This is a genomic window from Rhodoflexus sp. (genome assembly GCF_053489755.1).
This window is the reverse complement of the sequence record NZ_JBRCHD010000015.1, coordinates 1-20,351: the sequence shown is the minus strand read 5'-3', so window position 1 is coordinate 20,351 and position 20,351 is coordinate 1. Positions and strand designations below refer to the sequence as shown.

Genomic DNA, 20,351 nt, shown 5'->3' with positions numbered 1-20,351 from the left:
AAAGCGCTGCTCTTTATCAGGAAGCCTTTTCATCTGTGGCTTCTATTGTGGTTTCATCTCTGTCCTTGCCGTTTTTTTGGACAATCATTTGTTGCAAATACGCCACTATCTTGTAAGGCTCTCCGTTCAGGTTCATAATTGGGTTATAGCTCCCACGAACGATAACCTCCTGCCCCGCTTTGTTGCGCAATTTAAACTCTCCTTCTTGCGCTTTGCCGCTGCGAAGATTTGTCCAGAACATAGCGTATTCACTGGTTTCCGCCTCTTGTTTGCCCATAAATAACTTGTGATGCCGACCCATTATTTCGTTGATGCCATAGTCGAGCAAGTCAAGGAAGTTATCGTTGGCTTGGGTCAGATGTCCTTTCATGTCAAACTCGGCTACTGCAAACGAACGGCGGATAGCGTCTAACTGACCGGAAACATCCAGATTGACCATTTTTTGTTGGGTAATTTCCTGTGCGAGTTTAATGACTTTCACCGGTCTTCCGTGTCTATCCATCACGGGCATGTAGCTGGCGCTAAACCATTTTTCCTCTCCGTTCTTTGCCAACCGCTTAATTTCGCCTATGAACGGTCTGCCGAGCCGCAGGTTGTCCCATAACTTGACATATTCGGGCGAATTGGCCTCTTTGGCATCTACAAACAGGCGGTGCGGCTTCCCTACAATTTCCTCTAACCGATAACCCATTGTTTCAAGGAAATTGCTGTTGGCATCAATTACAAGCCCTTCCATATCAAACTCAACGGTAGCCATAGTGGTATTGATGGCAGCCATCAGTCCGTTGAGGTTCATGGCCGTGCGCTGCATTTCTTCTTGGTTGGCTTGCAATTCTTCTAAGTTCTGGCGAATTTCCTCTTCCTGGGTGCGCAATTCCTCTATTTGTTGTAGGGTTTGCGCTTCGAGTTCTTTTTGTTTGGTGATGTCTTTGATGAAAGCCGTATAAACCGATTCGCCGTTAAATTCCGACTCGCTCAGCGTCAGCAGGATAGGTATGGTTCTTCCGTCTTTATGGCGGGCTTCTACCTCACGACCGATGCCGATAACCCTCTTCTGGCGGGTGGTTGCGTAGTTGTGCAGGTAGCGGTCGTGCTGGGCGGCATGGTCGCTGTGCATCAGTATTTTCACGTTTTTGCCAATAACTTCGTTGCGCTCGTAGCCCCACATTTTTTCGGCTGCCGAATTGAAGAAACTGATGATACCGGTTTTGTCGATGGTAATTACCGCATCAACGCAGCCTTCCAAAATGTTGTTGAACTTTTGGGCAATTGCTTCGGCTTCGCGTTGCTTGTCTTGCAGCGCTTCTTGGATGGCGAGCAGCTCCTCCAAGTTTTGGCGAATTTCTTCTCCTTGGGTTTTAAGCTCTTCGTTGTTTTGCTGAATTTCCATCATCAATATTCGCTCGGCGGTGATGTCTTGCGCAATTTTGATAACCTTCTGCGGTCTGCCCAAGTAATCTACAATCGTATTGTAATTGCCTCGCAACCATACCGTTTTTCCTGATTTGGTAATGCGTTCGAATTCGCCGTCGTTGAAACCTGCTTGCCCGCCGAGTTTTTCCCAGAAGTGTTTATATGCTTCTGAAGCCCGTTCTTTAGCCGATACAAAAATGCTGTGGTGTTTACCTTGTATTTCCTCTAATGAATACTCCATCAGTTGCAAGAAGTTATCGTTAGCCGTGAGGATATTGCCCTTCGTATCGAACTCAATAATGGCATTGGCGTGATTAATCGCCTCCATTTTGCCGCTTAGGTCAATGGCTTGTAATTTATTTTGCGTTATATCTGATTGAATGGCGATAAACTTGCTCAGTTGACCTTGCTCGTCAAAAATAGGATTAACGGTTAGCGAAATCCAGTAAGGTCTGCCGTCTTTGGAATAATTAAGGATTTCTTCTTGAAAAGCGCGCTTAGTTTTAAGTTTCTGGCTGATGCGCGCCACCGTATTGGGGTCGGTATCGGGGCCTTGCAAAACATGTCCGGGTTTTTTACCGATAATCTCATCGGCTTTATAGCCGGTCATGCGCTCAAAGCCGCGATTGACATATTCGGTAATGCCGTTGGCATCGGTAATGATAACCGAATTATCGGTATTATCGGCTACCAAAGAAAGGCGTTGATAGTAAATTTCTGCTTGCTTGTTGGCGGTAATGTCTTGACCGAACATCAGCGCCTTGCGAACGTTACCGCCCGCATCTTTAACGGGGCTGAAAACTGTTTGCAACCATACCTGACGGCCGTCTTTTCCGTTGAACAAATAGTTGCCGATTTGCGAAATGCCGTTTTGAACCTGCTTCCAGATTTGCTCAAAATTGCCTGTTTTGGGGCTTGACACAAAAAAGGATTGCAATTTTTTGCCCCGCAATTCTTCAGGCACGAGACCCAACGATTCGGCAAAACGAAGGTTGGCAGAGGTTATCATGCCTTGAGTATTAAGCTCTACCATGCAAAGCGTGAGGTCAATGGCGGCAAACAAGCCGTTCATCTCCATTTCTTTGCGCTGCATTTCTTCCTGTGTGGCTTGCAACTCCTCCATGTTTTGGCGCATTTCTTCTTCGGCAGAGCGCAGCTGCTCGGTTTGCTGCTGCGAAATGCGCAACAAATATTGCGTGCGCTTGCTGACCTGCGCGTTGGCAATTGTAGAAGCAATATTTTCACCCAGTTTTTGTATAAAATCTACCTGATAGGGCTGAAAAGGTTGAAAAGCCGCCAGTTCAATCATGCCGACCACTTTTTCATTTACTTTGAGCGGCACAATCAACAGCGTACTGGGGCTTTCTTGCCCTAATCCTGAACTGATGGTAGAGTAGTTTTTGGGCAGCGCATTGTATTGAATGTGTTCTTTTTCCAAATAAACTTGCCCGATAAGCCCTTCGCCTATTTCAATACGCTTTTGCAGGAATTTGCGGCGGTCGTAGGCATAGCAGGCGACCATCTCAATAAACGGCTCGCGCCCGTCTTCTTCATTGACAATAAAAAGCCCGCCTTGGTTGGCGTTTACGTATTTGACTAAGTTGGAAATAATGCTGTTATATAGCAAGTCTAAATCGTGCGTACCAATCCGCAAGATTTCGACAAATTTTGCCAATCCTTCATTAGCCCATTGGCGCTCTACCTCTTTGGCGGCAATGCGCTGCATCTCTTCGCGCATTTTGAGCAAAGCGCGAGTTAAGTTAGATGGTTGGTTGGTTGCCAAATCGGCGATGGCGTGTTGTGCTTCGTCTAATTTTCCATGGGTGATAGCTTCTACAAACTTTGCAGCCCGTTCGGCTTCTTTTGTGAGTCGTTCGGCCGTTTGCTCGGCTAAACGGAAAGATTGCATCCGCTCTTTTCCTATGATACTAAATAGCATGCCGGTGAGATTTTTACAGTTTTATATTATTTCTGATGAAGGAAACTGTTAATTTCAAAACAAAACGTCTTCACAATGAATTTATTATGTTTTGTAATTGGTCGGCTAAGAAGCATTTAAAGGAAATACATTGTTGAACCCGACTCAAGCAAACTCAATTTTACTGATTAAAAAAAATTAGCAAATATCTAAAAAAATTGATTAATGCTAAAACGAATCATCTACCATGCAGTTTTTATCCCGTAAGGATTGCATATGGGTAGTGTTGAAATCATCCCCCCTTTTTTCTGCTCTGTGAGGCTGTCTAAGGAGGCTGAATGTAGCACAGGCTTCAGTCTGTAGCTGTTTGATGATCGGTTATTTAGGAAATCACAGACTAAAATCTGTGTTACTTTTTGGACAGCCTCGATTGATCCATTGGGCAATTCATAATGGTATAAAATGGCGTAAAATAACTGCTCAAAATGCTGACAACATTTGAACAGTTCAACAAAAAGCGTTCTTTGTATCGCCAATAAAACGGCTGCGTAAGTTCTGCCAAGCCGGTTGTTTTCCAGAAAACCTCTGCGCGATGACTTTCGATGTAGATAAAAAGTGGGATAGTGTGCGATGCTTTTTTAGCAGCGTGGTAAATGTTACCACACTGCACCCACACTGCACCCGCGCTGCACTCGCGCTGCACATCTCAAAATTTAATTTTTCTGTGCCTACAATAATTGATAAACAGCCTCGTTTTAGTCTATTGGGGCATATCAAATCAACAACGTACATGCGCTTATATCTAAGTATTTTAGCCTGATTTTGAGCACTTTTACTTAGGCAAAATAAGTAGTCCTACTTATACCTTTCAATATTTTTGAAGTAGATCTTTGTAACAGTTCGGACATTCTGTCTTTTGCTAATTGCACAGAGTTTTTTAGACAGCCTGCCAAGGAACTACCATCCTTAACCTACGAATTTTTACTATGGAAGCCAGACGGGATACCATCATATTGGAATTGATCAAATATTTAGTCAATTCGGAGAAGCAACTACCCAAAGACATTAGCACTGCTTTCGGTCATCAGCCGTCAGCCGCAACTATAACCACAGCTCATGTAGATACAAGCGAAATTGCGCGCTACCAACAACAAACCAATTACAAGTTGGATGAGTTGAAGCGAAGCATCGAGTTGCTGCATGAGCAACTACAAGCACTCAGCAAAGGGAATAGCAACGGCAATGGACACCATCACGAGCCTTATGCGGCGGCAATCTCGTCATCAGCATCAACTACTACAGATAGTTTTTATCAGGAACTGGTACAAGGCTATGCAGAAACTGCCGAAGAGAAGTTGCAATCTTTCCTTGGAGGCGGGCTGATCGCACAAAACAACAGCGAATTCTTTCTCTGGTCGGGCAACTGGAAAAACCGCATCTGCATTGTCTCGTTGCAGGCAGAAAACAACGCTGTCAGCCATCAGGTACTTGCTGTAATCGGCAGCGAAGCCGTCTTGAGCATCAATTCCGAAACGGAGCAAGCTGAAGACATGCTCTTGCAAATCAACCGCAAAATTACCGAGTACCACCTGCGCCATCCGTCGCTGCCCCCAAAATTGAAGGTTGGGGTTTGTCTGATTGACAAACGACAGGCAAAGGTATTTTTTGCAGGTGCTCGTATGCACTTAGTACAGGTAGGCGAAGAAGGAGTAGCTGTGCACGAAGGCAGTAAATCTTTTGCTGGCACGGCTTCTAACAGTTTTTCAGGACATCAGACAAACATCAGACGAGGCACTTCTTTTTTCTTGTACGGCAACAACGTCAGCAGCGATCTGGACAAACTGCTCAAAAAAATAGCGGAAGAAAGCCCTCAGGACAAGAAAGCACAATTAACTAAATGGCTTGCCAAAAAGAACAGCAGCGATGCGATCATCGGTTTTAGTTTCTAATCCATCACAAACACCTCACTTATGAATCCGGACAACTTTAATCCGATATTTAGTTTCACCCCCAAACCTTTGGTGCAGGAACAAAAAAAGTCCGTCAGCGAGCCGGGGTTTGATACGCCTTTTTTTGAACCCCAGATCAGACAAGAGCCTGTCAAACAGCCTGCGGCTTTCACAACGCCCGCTACAACACCCGAAATCAACGGCAGTACTCAGGCAAACGATGCTATCCTCAACAAAATCAATGAACTAGAGACGCTGATCCTGCAAAGGCAGCAACCTGCCACAAGCGGCGAACAGAACGAAGAAATGATCAACCAACTGCGGGCACACACCCTGCAAATTGCCAAACTGACCAAAGAAGTAAAGTTATTGGAACACAAAGGCGATGCAGACGAGCTGAAAAATGAGATAAAAATGCTTTCTTCCCAGTTGCGCAGCACCAACCTATACCTGTCTAAGATAGATCGCAAGGTAGATTACATCATGAACGCTATAGGCTCGCTGCAAGAAAATGCAGGCGAAAGCGATTCGCATCAAGAGCTTATTCAAAGCGTGCGCACACAGGCGCTGATGCTTTCCAAATTAGAGCGCAAAATTAACGAATTATTGTACCATCAAAGCCGATAGGACACCATGGAAGGAGCAATCAAACAGGAAGCGCAAATTGGCAAACAATTAAAAGCCTTTACCGCTACCCACCACGATCAGATAGAACAGAACCCCCTCACCAAAGCTATTGTGGAGGGAACGATTACCAAAGAAGACTACACACATCTATTGCGTAAATTCTATGGTTTCTACAGCGCCTGTGAGCCTCTTTTGGAGCAATCTACCCTCTGGAAACAGATGGGTTTTGACATTGCTGCACGCCGGAAAACTCCCAAACTCGTACAAGATCTACACTTTTTGGGTGCTGATCTGGCAGATTTGACCATATGCCAAGACTTGCCGCCGCTGCAAACGGATGCTCAGCGCATTGGCTTTCTCTACGTAGTAGAAGGATCTACACTGGGTGGACAGTTTCTCAGCCGCGCGTTGGCCAAAAAATTCGGTTTCACCGCCGAGCAGGGCGCCGCCTATTTCAACAGCTACGGCACAGAAAACTTAGGCTATATGTGGAAAGAGTTCCAGATAATGCTCAACCAATTTGCAGACCGCCATCCGGAAGCCCATCAGGAACTGCTGGAAACAGCTTCACTTACCTTTCAGAAATTAGACAAATGGCTTTCCGCCTGAAACACGCAACATTCATACAACTATTCAAATCACTTAACCGGCTTATTTAAATATGAACAATGGATTGTCCCTTTCTCCCAGAGAAGTAATTGAGACCGAGTGCGACCGATATAATTTTGAAACGCCCGGCAAAATACAATCGCACGGCGCGATGCTGGTCTTGCAGGAAACCAGCCTCACCATTACGCAAGTCAGCCAGAATACTAATCGCATTGTGGGCGTAGATGCACAGCAACTGATCAACCAACCGATCATCAACTTTTTGGATCCTGCCAGTATCGAAGCGCTGCAAAGGGCAGTGCGCTCTACCAACCTGAGCATGGTAAACCCCGTCCGGCTGAACTTTCGCGGTAAGGTTTGCGACAGTATTCTGCTGCGCCACCAAGGCTTGCTCATCATCGAGCTAGAGCCTGCCAATCAGGCGATAGACAATGTAGATGCCTACCAAATGGCAGCGATGAGCGCTATGGAAAAGATTCAGAGTGCAGTTTTCGTCGAGCAACTGATTGATATCGCCACCAACGAAATCCGCGATCTGACCGACTTTGACCGCGTCATGTACTACAAGTTCGACGAAGACTATCACGGTCAGGTAGTAGCCGAAGCAACTGTTCGCGGAGCAGATTCCTTTCTGGGGCTGCGTTTCCCTGCTTCGGATATTCCGTATCGGGTGCGCCGCCTGTATATGAGCACAAACTGCCGCTACCTGCCCGATCTGCACGAGCCGCAAGTGCCTCTCGTACCGGAGATTAACCCGCTGACGCGCAAGCCTTTAGACATGACCCCGACTATTTTGCGTGCCGTAGCCCCTACACACATAGAATACATGAAAAATCTGGGCATTAACTCGTCTATGTCTTTCAGTATCGTGAAAGATGGCAAGCTCATCGGCATGTTTGCCTGCCACCACTATTCTGGCAAATTGGTGCCTTATGTGAACAGATTGGTATGCGAACAAATCGTAGAGATGTTCGTGATGATGCTCAGCCAGCTGGACGACGAAAGCTCTCAAGCCAACCGCCTGCGCAAATTCAAAACCAGCGCGCAGCAAGCAATCCAGAACGGACAGTTGCAACAAGCTATAACTCCGCTGCTCAGCATGGTTAATGCCGATGGTGTGGCTATATACAAAAACGGACAACTGACGCTCGGCGGCTATACGCCGACTGCCGAAGAAATAAAGGCGCTCGTCAGCCTACTGAGCAATCCGTCTTACAATATTCTGTATCAGGAAGATGCTCGCGGTCTGTTTGTAACCAGCAAACTGTCCCATGTACTGGTTGGCGGCGAACGGATAAAAGATGCTGCAAGCGGCGTATTGGCAGTGCCTATTTCGCGCAGTCAAGGTGATTTTATCCTCTGGTTCCGTCCAGAGCGCATACTGGCAGCTACTTGGGCAGGCAACCCCGATCAGGCAATGCACATTGACGAAAAAACCATGCGCGTATCGCCCCGTAAATCGTTTCAGGCATGGCAAAAAAGCGTGGAATTGAGTTCGGAAGCATGGAAGTCTTACGAAACTCAGATGGCCGCAGAACTGCGCGATGCGCTGATTCAATAGCAGAAATTAAAACAAAAAAGACACCAGTATGACCTATTTTGATGAACCATTTCTGCAAATAAAGGCTGAAAAGTCCGTTGCCACTATGGAATGGAAGGGGCTTGCTAAGTCAGATGCCTATCGAAAGGGGTTTGAACAATACCTCAAACTGCTCATAGAAGGCAAGCATTCGCACTGGCTGTTGGACTTTACCAACGGCAAAGTCATTGATGTAAAAGACCAAAAATGGACAACCGACGAATGGCTGCCCGGCGCAGTTGCCGCCCTGAGAGGAAACATTCAGAAAGTGGCCATCATTCTGTCTAACGACGTATTCAACAAGGTTGCCAGCCGCGTAATTGCCACAACCATCGCTAAACTCACCGAAGCGGAAATTGCCTACTTCAACGACAAACGCGATGCGATGGATTGGCTGTTGCAAGAGGAAACCGTAGCGGTTTAAACAATATTCGCATTCTTTTCTAACCACGCGTTTTATGGACGAACATAATAATTACCTGAAAATCCAAATCTATGATGAGATGTTGGTCATGGAATGGGTTGGGCACATTGATACGATTGATTACAGGTTGGGCCATCAGGTATTTCTTAATACCGCGCTGGAAACCAAGAGTAACTGCTGGCTGCTGGACTACAAACGAAGTGGCGACATCACCTATCAGGACAGCGAGTGGACAGTAGAATACTGGCTGCCGCAGGCATTGGAAGTTGTAAAAAATGCAAATAAAATATCGGTTGTTGTACCGAATAACATTTTCAATAAGATTCCACTGCGGATTGTTGTCTCAAAGATTGCAGAAGCACATCCTCGTACCAGCATTGCGTTTTTTAACGATACTGAAGAGGCCAAGGCATGGTTGCTATTGGAAACTTCTACAGTAACAAAGGCATCCTGAATAGTTAGTGAATCAAAACGCGAATGCAACCTATATCCCCTGTGCAAACAGGGGATACAGATTGGGTCTGCATCTTGCCATGCATTTCTTCAAAGGCAAAATCTGTACTGAGAGGTTCATGTAAACCGATGAGCCAGCAAGGCATAGTAATAAATTACATCAAAAGCAACGGCTAACTGCTACCTGACATGCTGGTAAAGAAGTCGCAAATTAAAAAGCACATGAAACAGACTGTTACTGATACCTCGCATCTGCATCAGGATCTGCTTGCGCTGCTTGCCGCTAAGGAGGAGGAGATCAAGCGCTTACGACAGGAAAACGCCTACCTCAACGAATACATAGAAGAACAGAAACTTATCTCTCAGAAAAATTACGAGAACTACGAATCCATTTTAGCACAAGCCAACCAGCAAAAACAGGAGCTGGAACAAACCATGGCGACTTTGCAGGAAAGCAAAGACGAAATGGATATGCAGCGTACTTACTTAGAAGCAACCATTGCCGAGTTGGAGCAAACTCTCAAACAGCTGCAGGAAACCAACGAAGAGATAGAAATGCAACGCGGCTACTTAGAGGCAACCATCGAAGAATTAGATAAAACCAATTCGAAAGTAGCGGCCAGCATCAACTACGCCCAGCGCATCCAAAAAGCCATTTTGCCGTCTTTTGCGCACTTGCAAAGGTTTCTGCCCAATAGTTTCGCCTTTCTTAAGCCAAAAGATGTGGTATCGGGCGACTTCTACTGGTACAGCATCCACGGCAACCAGATCATCGTAGCTGCGGTAGATTGTACCGGCCACGGCGTTCCTGGCGCACTGATGTCAATTATCGGGCACAGCCTACTCGATAAAATAGTTAACGTATTGAAGATATTTTCCCCCGATCGGATTCTGTATGCACTCAACTTGAGCCTGAACGACATGCTCAACCAAGATGAAACCAATAACAAAGACGGGATGGATCTGGCAATTTGTAAAATAGATCTGGCCAGTAAAACCCTCGAATATGCCGGCGCAAGAAATCCGCTGATACTTTTTCAAAATGGAGAAATGCGGGTAATAAAAGCAGATCGCATGAGCATTGGCGGCTGGCATAACTACAATTCTCATCAGTTTACAAAGCATTCTTTTTCATTGCAAGAAACAACCACTTTGTATATGTTCTCCGATGGCTTTGCAGACCAGTTTGGGAGCGGCGATACACGGGGAGAAATTAAAAGATTTGGCTCTGCCAAATTCAGGGAAATGCTTGCCTCTTTCCAGCAACAACCCATCAGCGAGCATCCGAAACTACTGGAAAATGCACTGAAAGAATGGAAGATGGGCTACCCGCAAATTGATGATATTCTGGTAGTTGGCATCCAAATACAAGTCTGAAAAAACGAGTAATCCTACTTATTAAAAATAGGTATTCATACACATAAAAAATTATTTGAATTAACCTATTTTTGTTCATAAGGATTTTTAAAAATCTCACTTTTTAAACCAAAATGGAGAACCGAAACGGTCTTATTATCGGACTTATTAGAAAGTTAACTGACTACGGCGATTATCCGCAGAATATTTCTTCGGAAGCACTTGCATCTATTTTTTATGAAAGTAAGCATACAACTGAAAATTTGATTACAGATCAATGCAATAATAACTTCTACGATTATGCATACAATAAAATATGTACGGATCAGGACTTATTAAAAGATATTTTTTCTGAAAGTCATACTATCAATTTCAGTAGCGAAAACAATTATAATACGATCATATACGTCACTCAAAAAATGGGCTTAATCCTCTTGTTTACAGGAAGTTATAAAGGCAATCAGCAGCCCGGTATATTGATGAGTCTATTTCTACGCCTACTCATAGAAAAAGTTTTTGAATCATCTTTTTTTCAAATTGATAAAAATAAATATCAACCTGATTCGTTTAATAGTAAAATAGCAGAACTCTTTGAAGAAGCACAACATTTAAATTATGAATTAGCAGTTTGCGCCATCGAACCTTTTTGGGCAAAGATGACCTATTATACTAATTCGATACCGCTTTATTATTGTTCAAAAGAAAACTTATCAGCTGTAGCCATCAACAGCGAATATACTTCTCCAAAATCTCATCAAAATGAATTTTATAAAGCGTATCCAATAGATTATATTAAAAACAGCGCATTTTATCTGCCTACTTTTGCACTCGAAAAAGATGAATCGTTGCAACCTTTGGTGTTCAATTTCAGAGAGTTATTGCCGGAAATAAGCAAATTTGACATACACAAACAGCAAAAAGAAATAAAGGCATTATTTCAGTCGGCAACAGCCGAGCAGCAGCAAAGTTTTGCAGGAAATTCAATGCTGATTTTTAAAATGTAATTTTTAAATCACTCTAAAATTACCTGTACAATGCAAAAATCAGCTTATTCAGACTTGCCGGAAGAACAGCAGAAAATAGCAAACGATTTTTATCTGTCCTATGAAGATAAATATGGAAGTATTTATGTGAGCAAACAGCAACAACCGACTATTTTTATTTGTCAGGTTCGCACAACTCATATTTTTGACCAGGACTTTAAAAAGTTGCTGCATCAGTGTACAATGCTTGCACAAAAAACAGGCTGTGAAAAGTTTATTATAGACATGCGCAAGCTGCACATACTGCAATATAACTCTATGGAATGGTACTATCTGCACTGGAAGCAGATGATGTATCGGGAGTTTCAGCTCGGTGTGCATCGCAAGTTGTACCTGATGGAACCTTGGCTGTTGGAATATATAGAGGATTGTCGCAAAGAAATTTACAAAAAGTCGCCGAGCAATATTTGTCATCATCTGGACATCCGTGCATGTACCGATTTGCTACAAGCCATTAACCAATAAAACGATATGCCATTGTCAGAAATAATCCTGCAAAATCAGGCACAGCGTTTTGAATTATTAGCTGCCCTTTACGCCCGTACACAGGTAGGGAGCAATGCACTCTGCGACTTGGGGCGGGTCGCTATGGAGAAGGGGATGAGCCAGCACGAGTTTGCACGTGCCTTTGAGTACCTACTCAACGAAAAGCTCATCAGCAACCCTATCAACGGCAGCTTTTCTAAAATTACGCATTTAGGGATTAAGGCTGTGGAAGATGTGTTCAGGGACACCAGTAAACCCTCGAGCTATTTTCCGCCTTATACCAAAATGATAAAATAAAATCAATTTTTTAAACTAATTAGTTAAATTTTAAAATTTAAAGACCATGACAAATCTTATTTTTGACAAGCAAACAGAGCGTTTCAACCTGTTATTCGCTCTCTACAAAAAGTCTAACGCAAATGCTGAAATGTCTTTCAACATGCGTGAACTGGCCAGTCAAAACGGAATGGGCTACCATGCCTTCCGCAGCGCCTACGAGTATCTGGTAGCAGAAGACCTGATCCAACCTCGCCACTATTCGGGCGGCAGCGAAGGACAAGACAGCTACTACTACTATTCGTCTATCACAACAAAGGGAATGAATGCGATTGAGGAGACTTTCCGCAATATGCACCAAGATTCTACCTACTTCCCAGCTTATCACCGTATGATGCATTAATCTGACCTTCAAACTATCATCGTTTATGGCACACATTCGCCTGAGAATCAACCAGAAAGAATACGAACTGGAAGGCAGCGAAGAGTTCATCCTCAAGATGGAACCCAAACTGACTGAGTTTTTGGAAAAACACTTGGAAGATTCGCCTACTGCTGCAGAAAACGTTGCTGTGCTCAAACGCCCGGCAGATATGCAAGTAGCTGCACCACCTATTACAGGGGCAGCAACAGGGCAGGTGCGAAATGCAGTAAACGATGCATATATAAAGGATTTTTTAGACAGATACAATAACTTCAACAACCTGATTGCCGGTAAGAAGTAAGTAGATAGAACTGTTTTTAGCAGCGTGGTAAATGTTACCACGCTGCTTTTTTTGCAGGAAAGCGCATAAAGAACTAATTTCGTAAACTTCATATAATCTGGAACGGATGAAAGTTATCGCCATCATCAACCACAAAGGCGGCGTAGGCAAAACCACAACGACGCTCAATCTTGGAAAAGCGCTTTCCCTCAACAGCAAGAAGACACTCATTATAGATATTGACCCGCAGGCAAATCTTTCACAGGCAATAGGAATAGAAGAGCCGGAGCAAAATATTTATCAGGCAATTTGCGAAAACGAGCCGCTGCCTGTTATGCACCTGTCGGAAAACTTAGATCTGGTGCCTGCCGATCTGGATTTGTCGGAAGCAGAGGTAAAGTTGCAGGCAGACGTAAACGGTTATTTTCGCCTGAAAAATGCCCTCCGCCCCATCAAAGATACCTATGATTTTATCCTGATTGATTGCCCGCCTTCCTTAGGCATTCTGACGACCAATGCACTCATCGCAGCTACCGAAGTAATGATCGTTGTGCAGTCGGAATACCTTGCGGTCAAAGGCTTACAGACCATTCTGCGGCTGGTAGAGAGCATCCGCGAAAACCTGAACCCAACCATTGAGGTAGCAGGCTTGCTCATTACGCAAATGAATAAGACAGTTTTCCGACAGCACATTGCCGAAACTGTCCGCGATATTTATCAGGGCAAAGTTTACCAGACAGCAATCCGCCAAAACATCAGCTTAGCCGAGGCAACCTCCGCAGGCAAAGATATTTTTCAATACAGTCCACGCTCGGCAGGTGCGGAAGACTACGCCGCCCTCGCCAAAGAAATCATCGGTAAATAAACCAGCAGCAAGTACACAAGGCACATGGCAAAAAAAGCATTCAAATTCGATAAATTAGTAGAGCAGGCGGAAAAGCAGAACCAGCAGTCGCTGGAATATATCCGCGAACATATTGTTATTGAAGAGCAGTTTAAGCACTTTATTCCGCCACTGGCAACCGACGAATTCCTCCAATTGGAAGACAATATCCGCAAGGAAGGCTGCCGCGATGCACTGATCGTATGGCAACGCGACGGCAAATACATCCTCATAGACGGACACAACCGCTATCAGATCTGCACGACCTATAACCTGCCGTTCCGCGTACAACTGATCAACTTTGCTGACGATGAAGCTGCCAAAGACTGGATGATCAACAATCAGCTTGGCAAGCGCAACGTTACCGAAGAAACCAAAGCCTACCTGCGTGGTCTGCAATACAAACAGGAAAAACGCAAAATAGGCGGCACAGGCAGCAATCAGTTCCAAAAAAGCGGCGAAGGCGAACGCACCGCCGAACGGTTGGCAGAGCAGCATCAGGTATCGGAAAAAACAATCCGCAGCGACGAAAAATTTGCCGAAGCCTTAGACAAACTCACCCAAGGCAATGAACAACTTAAGTGGGATTTGCTCAACAAGCGGGTTAAATTCAGCAAGCTCCAACTCATTAATCTGGCCAACAACGATGAGCTGCTCGCAGCAATGGGAGCATATCTCGCTAACGGCAGCAGTTTTTCGGAAGCCTACAGAAAAGCCAATGACAAGCCGGGCAGCACAGACAAAATAGCTGCCGCAAATATTTCTCCGCCCATAGAAGATACTCGCGCAGCAGCCGAGCAAGTCAAAGCCAATATTGTCAAACTATTAGGACAAGCCGTTAAAAAACGCAATAAAAGCGCACTGGAAGAAGCTAAAGCCTTAATAGATGCCTTAGAAAGCCTTTTGTAGTATATTTTTGCGGGTAACTAAACTTTATTACCCAATGCGACAATTTCTCTTGTTTCTTCTACTTGTTTTACCTTACTTAGCACAAGCACAATCGGGAGACTCTGTTAAAATTCTCAATACGATTGCAGACTCGCTGTATATTGAAGAAGTAGAAAATGTAAAAGGTTTACCTGCAAAAGTATTACATGCAGAACCACTCTATATTGATCTGATCCGCGACTTGGGCGCACGCAAAGGAGAGGCAGAATGGAACGTAGCCTACGGAATGACTGACGTAACCAGTTTTACTCGCTACGAAGGACTGATAGAATACGAGTTTGCACCTATTAACCGACTGGGACTCGAAATCGAAGTCCCTTTTTCTATTTACAAAAACAACCCGACAGATAACTCTATAGAAATACCTTCCGACCGGATAGAAGCTCTCAAGCTGGCTGCTCAGTGGTCGTTTTGGGTATCCGATCGGCACGATGCTACAGCGGCAATCGGCTACATACACGAATTTGAGTTAGCAGACCTCAACGCAATCAACAGGCGCAACTTCTACAAAGGCAATCTCTACAATCCCTTTTTCATCATCGCCAAAAGATGGACAAATAACCTCCACTCGCTGATCTACACAGGGCCGCGAATCCTTCAAGAGTTTGGTAAAAAGGCACAGACCAAGTACGATATCAATACCAACTTCCACTACATGATTTCCGGTACGCGCAACTTTGTCGGGATGGAAGTCAATAAAACCTTTACCAACCAAGGGCTAAAAGTAATTATGCGCCCGCAAATCAGGCTTGGCATTACCGACAACTTCCTTATTGGTTTGGTAACGGGCATCCCCATGCACAACGGACAAGAGCGCTTTAGCAGTTTTGTGCGCATCATCTACGAACCGCACCACCACAAATAGCGGCTTAGCGTTTTTCTACAACATCGCCAACAATTACATAGCCAAGTCGGGAGGCAAAATCTGCTTCGCTGACAGCCTCGCCCGTGGCCTCGCAGTAAGCCTGATAGGTTGCCTGAAAGTCGGCATAAGGCATTGTAAACTTGGGCTTGGCAGCAGCAAAAGGGATCTCAGCCTGTCGCTCGAGTACTTGTCCTGACAAACTGGTTGCCTTTGGGGCAAAGTCGGACGTTTGCTGCGCAGCCTGTCTGATAGGTGCCTGCACCAACAGGGCAAGCGACTTGCGCTGCGACTCGCTGCGGCGAAACTCGATTTCGGGCAGCCACCAGCCATTGACCAGAGCGGCGTAAATATAGTTTGCCATGCTTTGTATTGGACGGGATTTGGGCTGCTGTTTTTTGCCGCGATAGTGCTCCTGTGCTATTGTGATGCAGGTTTCTACATAAAAAACATCCCAGATATAGTCATCTTTTAAGGGGGCGGCAAGATTGACCCAATCGCGGATGCGGATTACATCGCGTTCCTGAACACCATAGCGTCGCAAATCATTTTCCCACTCGTAGTGCGAAACAGGTATAAGAATCCGCTCTTGCTGCGAATCGTTTTTAAAATGGAAGCGAATGCCCTGAATAGCTTTGCCGCCCTTGCCGCCGCGCAAAATTTCGTACTCAAACTCAACCCATGTGCCTTTAAATTCTTCGTGTACAACATCCAGTACTCGAGCCTTGAAATTATTGAACCGTCCTTCGTATTGGTTTTCGCAGCCAAGCGCTTTTTTGAGATCTTCTACGCTGAAATCAAGCAATCCGCCGCGCTGTTTCCATTGCTGCTCGCGGATGAGCCAATACATGAGGAAAGAGTACTCGCTCCGAAAAGTGCGCAATAGTTCTATATCACCTTTGGTAAAGCCTGTTTCCAACTTGACCAGAATCGCCTTCAGATACTCATTGAGGCGCACCTGAAAGTGTTTTTCTTTGTATTTAATTACGGGAAAAGGGTTAAATGTAACGGCATATTTCTCGTTAAAGTGCATTTGCATAAACTCTTTATCTAAGCGAAAAACGCGCTTTTGCAACACTTCAGCAATGCGTGTAAACTCCTGATGTGCCTTCTTCTGAATCACTTTTCTGTCTGTGCTTTGGGTAATAAATTCGTAGGGTATCTCATAGTCTAATCTGTCGGGTTCTGCCAGATGATTAAAATTGAGCACCTCCATATACAACCGTTGCTCGGCCAGTTTCAACTCTGTATTAACTCCTATAAGTATATTTGGATGAAATACAGTATAGTGGATCGGATGTTTCTTTTTGTCTTTCATGTAAATCTTATTGACAACTCAAGCGCATTTCTGTATTCGATTCTCCCAAAAACGCATCCGAACTTACTTGATAGCTGCTACAAATCAAAATTTTATGTAGCAGAAAAAGTAAAAAAATCAATGCACAAATTTGTAGCAGCTACCAGACTTGTCAAGGGGATAAGAAGCAGTCAAAGAGGGTATTATGCACAAATTTGTAGCACTTAAAATTTTGCTATCAAGAGTTCAGCAGGCACGTGTGCGGGCAACCGACAATGCACAAATTTGTAGCACTTAAGGACTTACAGCGTAAGTAAACTTGTAGCACCCGACACCATTCAACAGCTTTGCACAAATTTGTAGCAGTTAAAACTTTGACTACATTATTAACAAAATCACCAAAAATGATATGCACAAATTTGTAGCAGTTAAACCCTCAAAATACACTATTTTGTAGCAGTTAAAGGGCATCAAATGCACAAATTTGTAGCAGTTCGGGGTCATTTATGCACAAATTTGTAGCAGTTAAGCCGCTTAAAAAATTGAAAATGAAGCACTTAGGCGTGCTCTAAGAAAGTAAGGAAGATAGTTATTATAAGATAGCTGTGAATAGCTTTTTTTTATGAATATTTTTTTGATTGTTTATTACGAAAAACGCCTGCCCTACATGCTGTAGGGCAGGCGTTTTTCAATCAACTTAAACAAACTAACAAGTTGAAATTATTTTTCGAAGACTGTGTTCAAAGTCAGTTCAATATCGTCATAAATCATTTTATCGCCCAGATCATCGAAGAAAGAGCCTGAGCCGTACCTAATATCCCACTTAGAGCGGTCAATCTTGAAAGCTGCCGTAGCCATTAATTTGTTGCCTTCTGTCTTAGTTTCGGCGTCAAACTCTACGTGCTTAGTAATGCCTTTGATAGTCAGGTTACCGGCGATGCGGTAGGTCTGCTTGCCGTCTTTCACTGCGCCGGGATTGGCATTCTTAATTTTGAAAGTAGCAGTCGGGTGCTTGTCCACAGAGAAAAAATCATCGCTCTTCAAGTGTCCGATAAACTTACTGTTGGTTTCAGCGTCTTTGATGTCTTCGCAAACAATGGAAGTCATGTCAATAAAAAATTCACCACCGGTAATTTTGCCATTTGCCATTTCCAGAGAGCCGCCGGATATTTTTACTGTACCGTTGTGCTGACCTGTGATTTTCTTACCTACCCAACCGATAGAAGAAGCACGCGTATTGATTTTGTATGTTTCTTGAGGGGCGGTAAAAGCTACCAGTGCCAAAACTGCTAATGCAAAAGCTCCTGTCAAAAACGTGTTTTTCATGTTGAACATTTTTTAAGTGAAAACCATCGTTGTTTAAACATTAATTGTTCCAAAATGTTTGCTTGTGCCAAAAAGTCAACTGAGACAATAGAAAAAGCGCCTCATCTATAGAATGAATGATAAGGCGCTTTAATGTGATGTTACCGATGGCTGCATAAGTTAATCAATTAGATAAAACCAATCCCAGTCGGTATCGGAGGAGTCAATAAGACCCTCATTCAATAAATGTAACATAGGTGAAAAACGATTAAAAAGTGAACACTAAGTAAATAAACGTATGTGAAGATAATATATTGCATCAGAAAGTAACGAATGTGTGCAAAAGCACCTGTAACAACGTAAATCAGTATTGTAAGTTCTCGATTTGTAATATGTTATCAATAGCAACTTGCTGTAATAGCTCTCGAGCGGAATTGGCGGGTGGCTTGTTTGGGCAGAGAATGGCAGAAAATTGTCGGTATATGTCGGCAGGCTTTCCCCCAGCGAGCGCCATCTCTCTGATCGGTGGGCTGCTTACTGACTTAGATAGTTTTGTACCGTCTGCCGCTCGCAGCAGCGGGTGATGATGAAAGGCAATAGTGGCGAAGTGGTTTTTACCTAAACATTGGGCCAAGTAGCACTGCAAGGCAGTGGAGGCAAGCAGATCCTGACCGCGTACTACGAAGTTTACATCAAAATGACAATCGTCTATGACAGAGGCAATTTGATAGGCCGGCAGTTTGTCTTTGCGCCTGACAACCGGATGGCGCATCAGCCGATAGGGAATCAGGGGCAGAGAAGCCTGATGGGTCGCTGTCAGAAAGCTAATTGTTAACTCAGGCGGTGTGTATAGCCTCCAAACGGCTTCAGGGGTGCTGAAAGGCTGCCGATTGCTTAAGCAGGTGCCCGGATACATGCCATCGGTGGTGGCAGCTTGCCATCTTTTTCGCGAACAAGTGCAGGTAAACAAGTACGGCTGCAATGCGTCCAGCGCCTGTCTGTACAGGTCTATGCGGTGTTGCTGACTCCAGTTTGCGTAAAAATCAGCGACACTTTGCGGCCCCAGATCGTAGTCTAACTCCAACCAGTCGAGCGTGTAGAAAATATCTTCCAAATAGGCTGCCCGAAAGCGCTCATTGTCCAGATCGTCTATACGCAACAGGATGCTTCCGCCTTGCAAACGAGCCAGCAGCCATGTCAGGATAAAGGAAAAGACATTACCTATGTGCAAATAGCCGCTCGGTGTAGGTGCAAAACGCGTCAGTAGCATTGATGGGATGCAGCAAATAACTATTAAAAAACATTTTTGCTTGTAAATATATTGTTCTACAGCTATATTTCTTTTTCTAATCTGTCTTGTTTTGCATCGAGCCTTGCTGAGATTACTGTACGACATGTGGGAGAACCTCTCTAATATTGGGCGCTATCACCCGCGACCGGTATGGCACAGCGAGGCGGAGTAGCAGTTACGCGCTTTGTGCGCATGGGCAAGCAACTCACATTAGTGCGCATAGACGACCGCAGTGCGCAAAAGCAGGCCGAACAAGTGATTGCCAAAGCGCTTCAATCGGCGCAGGAGGCAGCAGAGGCTAAGTCTCAGTTTCTATCAAAGGTCAGCCACGAAATCCGCACCCCCCTCAACGCAATGGTTGGGCTGAGCCGCCTGATGATCGAAGAACCTGCTACAATCAGTTCACAAAACATAGAAGTGATTTATCATGCTTCGGTGAGTTTGCTGGAAATGGTCAATGAGATCCTGAACTTCTCTAAACTAGAGACGGGTGTCGAAATACTCAACGAGCATCCGACCGATTGGCGGGAGGTGCTCAATAAAATACTGACCCGCATTCGCTGGCAGGCAGAGCGCAAAGGGCTGCAACTGTACTACGAAGCAGATCCGGCGATTCCTGCGCAACTCGTACTGGATAGTTTGCGTTTTGAGCAAGTGATTAATAATCTGCTGTCTAATGCGCTTAAGTTTACTGAAAAAGTTTATGTGAGTATTCAGATAACAGGAACTCCCTTAGCGGGAAAACGTTATAGGCTATATTTCCGCGCAGCAGATACGGGCATTGGTATTCCTGATGAGAAAAAAAGTATTATTTTTGAGAGTTTCAGACAAGCCAGTCAGGAAATTGCTTATAAATTTGGTGGTACGGGCTTAGGGCTTGCCATTACTAAGCAGTTAGTAGAGATGATGAACGGCAGCATCTCTGTAG

General features: G+C 44.5%; 20 protein-coding genes. 16 read left to right on the top strand and 4 right to left on the bottom strand.

The window, feature by feature from the left end:
- Window positions 1-16: 16 nt before the first annotated feature.
- Complete coding sequence (locus ACWIP2_RS03425; protein WP_448518499.1) at window positions 17-3,352, bottom strand: PAS domain S-box protein; 3,336 nt, start codon at window positions 3,350-3,352, stop codon at window positions 17-19.
- A 965-nt stretch (window positions 3,353-4,317) separates the two neighbouring features.
- Between ACWIP2_RS03425 and ACWIP2_RS03420 the strand changes: the two genes are divergently transcribed.
- The 15 genes from ACWIP2_RS03420 (at window position 4,318) to ACWIP2_RS03350 (ending at window position 15,533) form a co-directional block, all read left to right on the top strand.
- Window positions 4,318-5,280, top strand: a complete 963-nt coding sequence (locus ACWIP2_RS03420; RefSeq protein WP_448518498.1) for a hypothetical protein — start codon at window positions 4,318-4,320, stop codon at window positions 5,278-5,280.
- Between the two features lie 21 nt (window positions 5,281-5,301).
- Window positions 5,302-5,907 (top strand): hypothetical protein, encoded by a 606-nt coding sequence (locus ACWIP2_RS03415; RefSeq protein WP_448518497.1) that lies wholly within the window; start codon window positions 5,302-5,304, stop codon window positions 5,905-5,907.
- A 6-nt stretch (window positions 5,908-5,913) separates the two neighbouring features.
- The gene (locus ACWIP2_RS03410) at window positions 5,914-6,516 is read left to right on the top strand and encodes a biliverdin-producing heme oxygenase (protein WP_448518496.1); all 603 of its coding nucleotides are present in this window, start codon (window positions 5,914-5,916) and stop codon (window positions 6,514-6,516) included.
- 52 nt (window positions 6,517-6,568) lie between these two features.
- Window positions 6,569-8,077 carry a GAF domain-containing protein gene (locus ACWIP2_RS03405; protein ID WP_448518495.1) on the top strand — a complete coding sequence of 503 codons (1,509 nt, stop codon included), beginning with the start codon at window positions 6,569-6,571 and terminating at the stop codon, window positions 8,075-8,077.
- 28 nt (window positions 8,078-8,105) lie between these two features.
- Complete coding sequence (locus tag ACWIP2_RS03400) at window positions 8,106-8,519, top strand: STAS/SEC14 domain-containing protein (protein ID WP_448518494.1); 414 nt, start codon at window positions 8,106-8,108, stop codon at window positions 8,517-8,519.
- A gap of 34 nt (window positions 8,520-8,553) precedes the next feature.
- Window positions 8,554-8,973: a hypothetical protein gene (locus ACWIP2_RS03395; RefSeq protein WP_448518493.1), complete on the top strand. Its 420-nt coding sequence runs from the start codon at window positions 8,554-8,556 to the stop codon at window positions 8,971-8,973.
- 221 nt (window positions 8,974-9,194) lie between these two features.
- Window positions 9,195-10,349 carry a SpoIIE family protein phosphatase gene (locus ACWIP2_RS03390; RefSeq protein WP_448518492.1) on the top strand — a complete coding sequence of 385 codons (1,155 nt, stop codon included), beginning with the start codon at window positions 9,195-9,197 and terminating at the stop codon, window positions 10,347-10,349.
- 113 nt (window positions 10,350-10,462) lie between these two features.
- Window positions 10,463-11,332, top strand: coding sequence for a hypothetical protein (locus tag ACWIP2_RS03385; protein WP_448518491.1), 870 nt, complete (start codon window positions 10,463-10,465; stop codon window positions 11,330-11,332).
- A 30-nt stretch (window positions 11,333-11,362) separates the two neighbouring features.
- The gene (locus ACWIP2_RS03380) at window positions 11,363-11,836 is read left to right on the top strand and encodes a hypothetical protein (protein ID WP_448518490.1); all 474 of its coding nucleotides are present in this window, start codon (window positions 11,363-11,365) and stop codon (window positions 11,834-11,836) included.
- Between the two features lie 6 nt (window positions 11,837-11,842).
- Entirely contained in the window at window positions 11,843-12,154 is a 312-nt protein-coding gene (locus tag ACWIP2_RS03375; RefSeq protein ID WP_448518489.1) for a hypothetical protein, read from the top strand.
- 46 nt (window positions 12,155-12,200) lie between these two features.
- Window positions 12,201-12,536 carry a hypothetical protein gene (locus ACWIP2_RS03370; protein WP_448518488.1) on the top strand — a complete coding sequence of 112 codons (336 nt, stop codon included), beginning with the start codon at window positions 12,201-12,203 and terminating at the stop codon, window positions 12,534-12,536.
- Between the two features lie 25 nt (window positions 12,537-12,561).
- Window positions 12,562-12,858, top strand: a complete 297-nt coding sequence (locus ACWIP2_RS03365) for a hypothetical protein (protein WP_448518487.1) — start codon at window positions 12,562-12,564, stop codon at window positions 12,856-12,858.
- A gap of 106 nt (window positions 12,859-12,964) precedes the next feature.
- Window positions 12,965-13,702: a ParA family protein gene (locus ACWIP2_RS03360; RefSeq protein WP_448518486.1), complete on the top strand. Its 738-nt coding sequence runs from the start codon at window positions 12,965-12,967 to the stop codon at window positions 13,700-13,702.
- A 24-nt stretch (window positions 13,703-13,726) separates the two neighbouring features.
- Complete coding sequence (locus ACWIP2_RS03355) at window positions 13,727-14,629, top strand: hypothetical protein (protein ID WP_448518485.1); 903 nt, start codon at window positions 13,727-13,729, stop codon at window positions 14,627-14,629.
- Window positions 14,630-14,663: 34 nt separating this feature from the next.
- A complete protein-coding gene (locus ACWIP2_RS03350; RefSeq protein WP_448518484.1) occupies window positions 14,664-15,533 on the top strand; it encodes an HAEPLYID family protein in 870 nt (289 codons plus the stop codon).
- Window positions 15,534-15,537: 4 nt separating this feature from the next.
- On the opposite strand, the gene ACWIP2_RS03345 is transcribed toward ACWIP2_RS03350, so the two are convergent.
- The 3 genes from ACWIP2_RS03345 to ACWIP2_RS03335 form a co-directional block, all read right to left on the bottom strand.
- Window positions 15,538-16,848 carry a RepB family plasmid replication initiator protein gene (locus ACWIP2_RS03345; protein WP_448518483.1) on the bottom strand — a complete coding sequence of 437 codons (1,311 nt, stop codon included), beginning with the start codon at window positions 16,846-16,848 and terminating at the stop codon, window positions 15,538-15,540.
- Window positions 16,849-17,547: 699 nt separating this feature from the next.
- Window positions 17,548-18,153, bottom strand: coding sequence for a YceI family protein (locus ACWIP2_RS03340; RefSeq protein ID WP_448518482.1), 606 nt, complete (start codon window positions 18,151-18,153; stop codon window positions 17,548-17,550).
- Between the two features lie 343 nt (window positions 18,154-18,496).
- Entirely contained in the window at window positions 18,497-19,402 is a 906-nt protein-coding gene (locus ACWIP2_RS03335; RefSeq protein ID WP_448518481.1) for a glutamate--tRNA ligase family protein, read from the bottom strand.
- A gap of 171 nt (window positions 19,403-19,573) precedes the next feature.
- On the opposite strand from ACWIP2_RS03335, the gene ACWIP2_RS03330 reads away from it, so the two are divergent.
- The coding region (locus tag ACWIP2_RS03330; RefSeq protein ID WP_448518480.1) for a sensor histidine kinase at window positions 19,574-20,351 on the top strand (778 nt) is incomplete at its 3' end.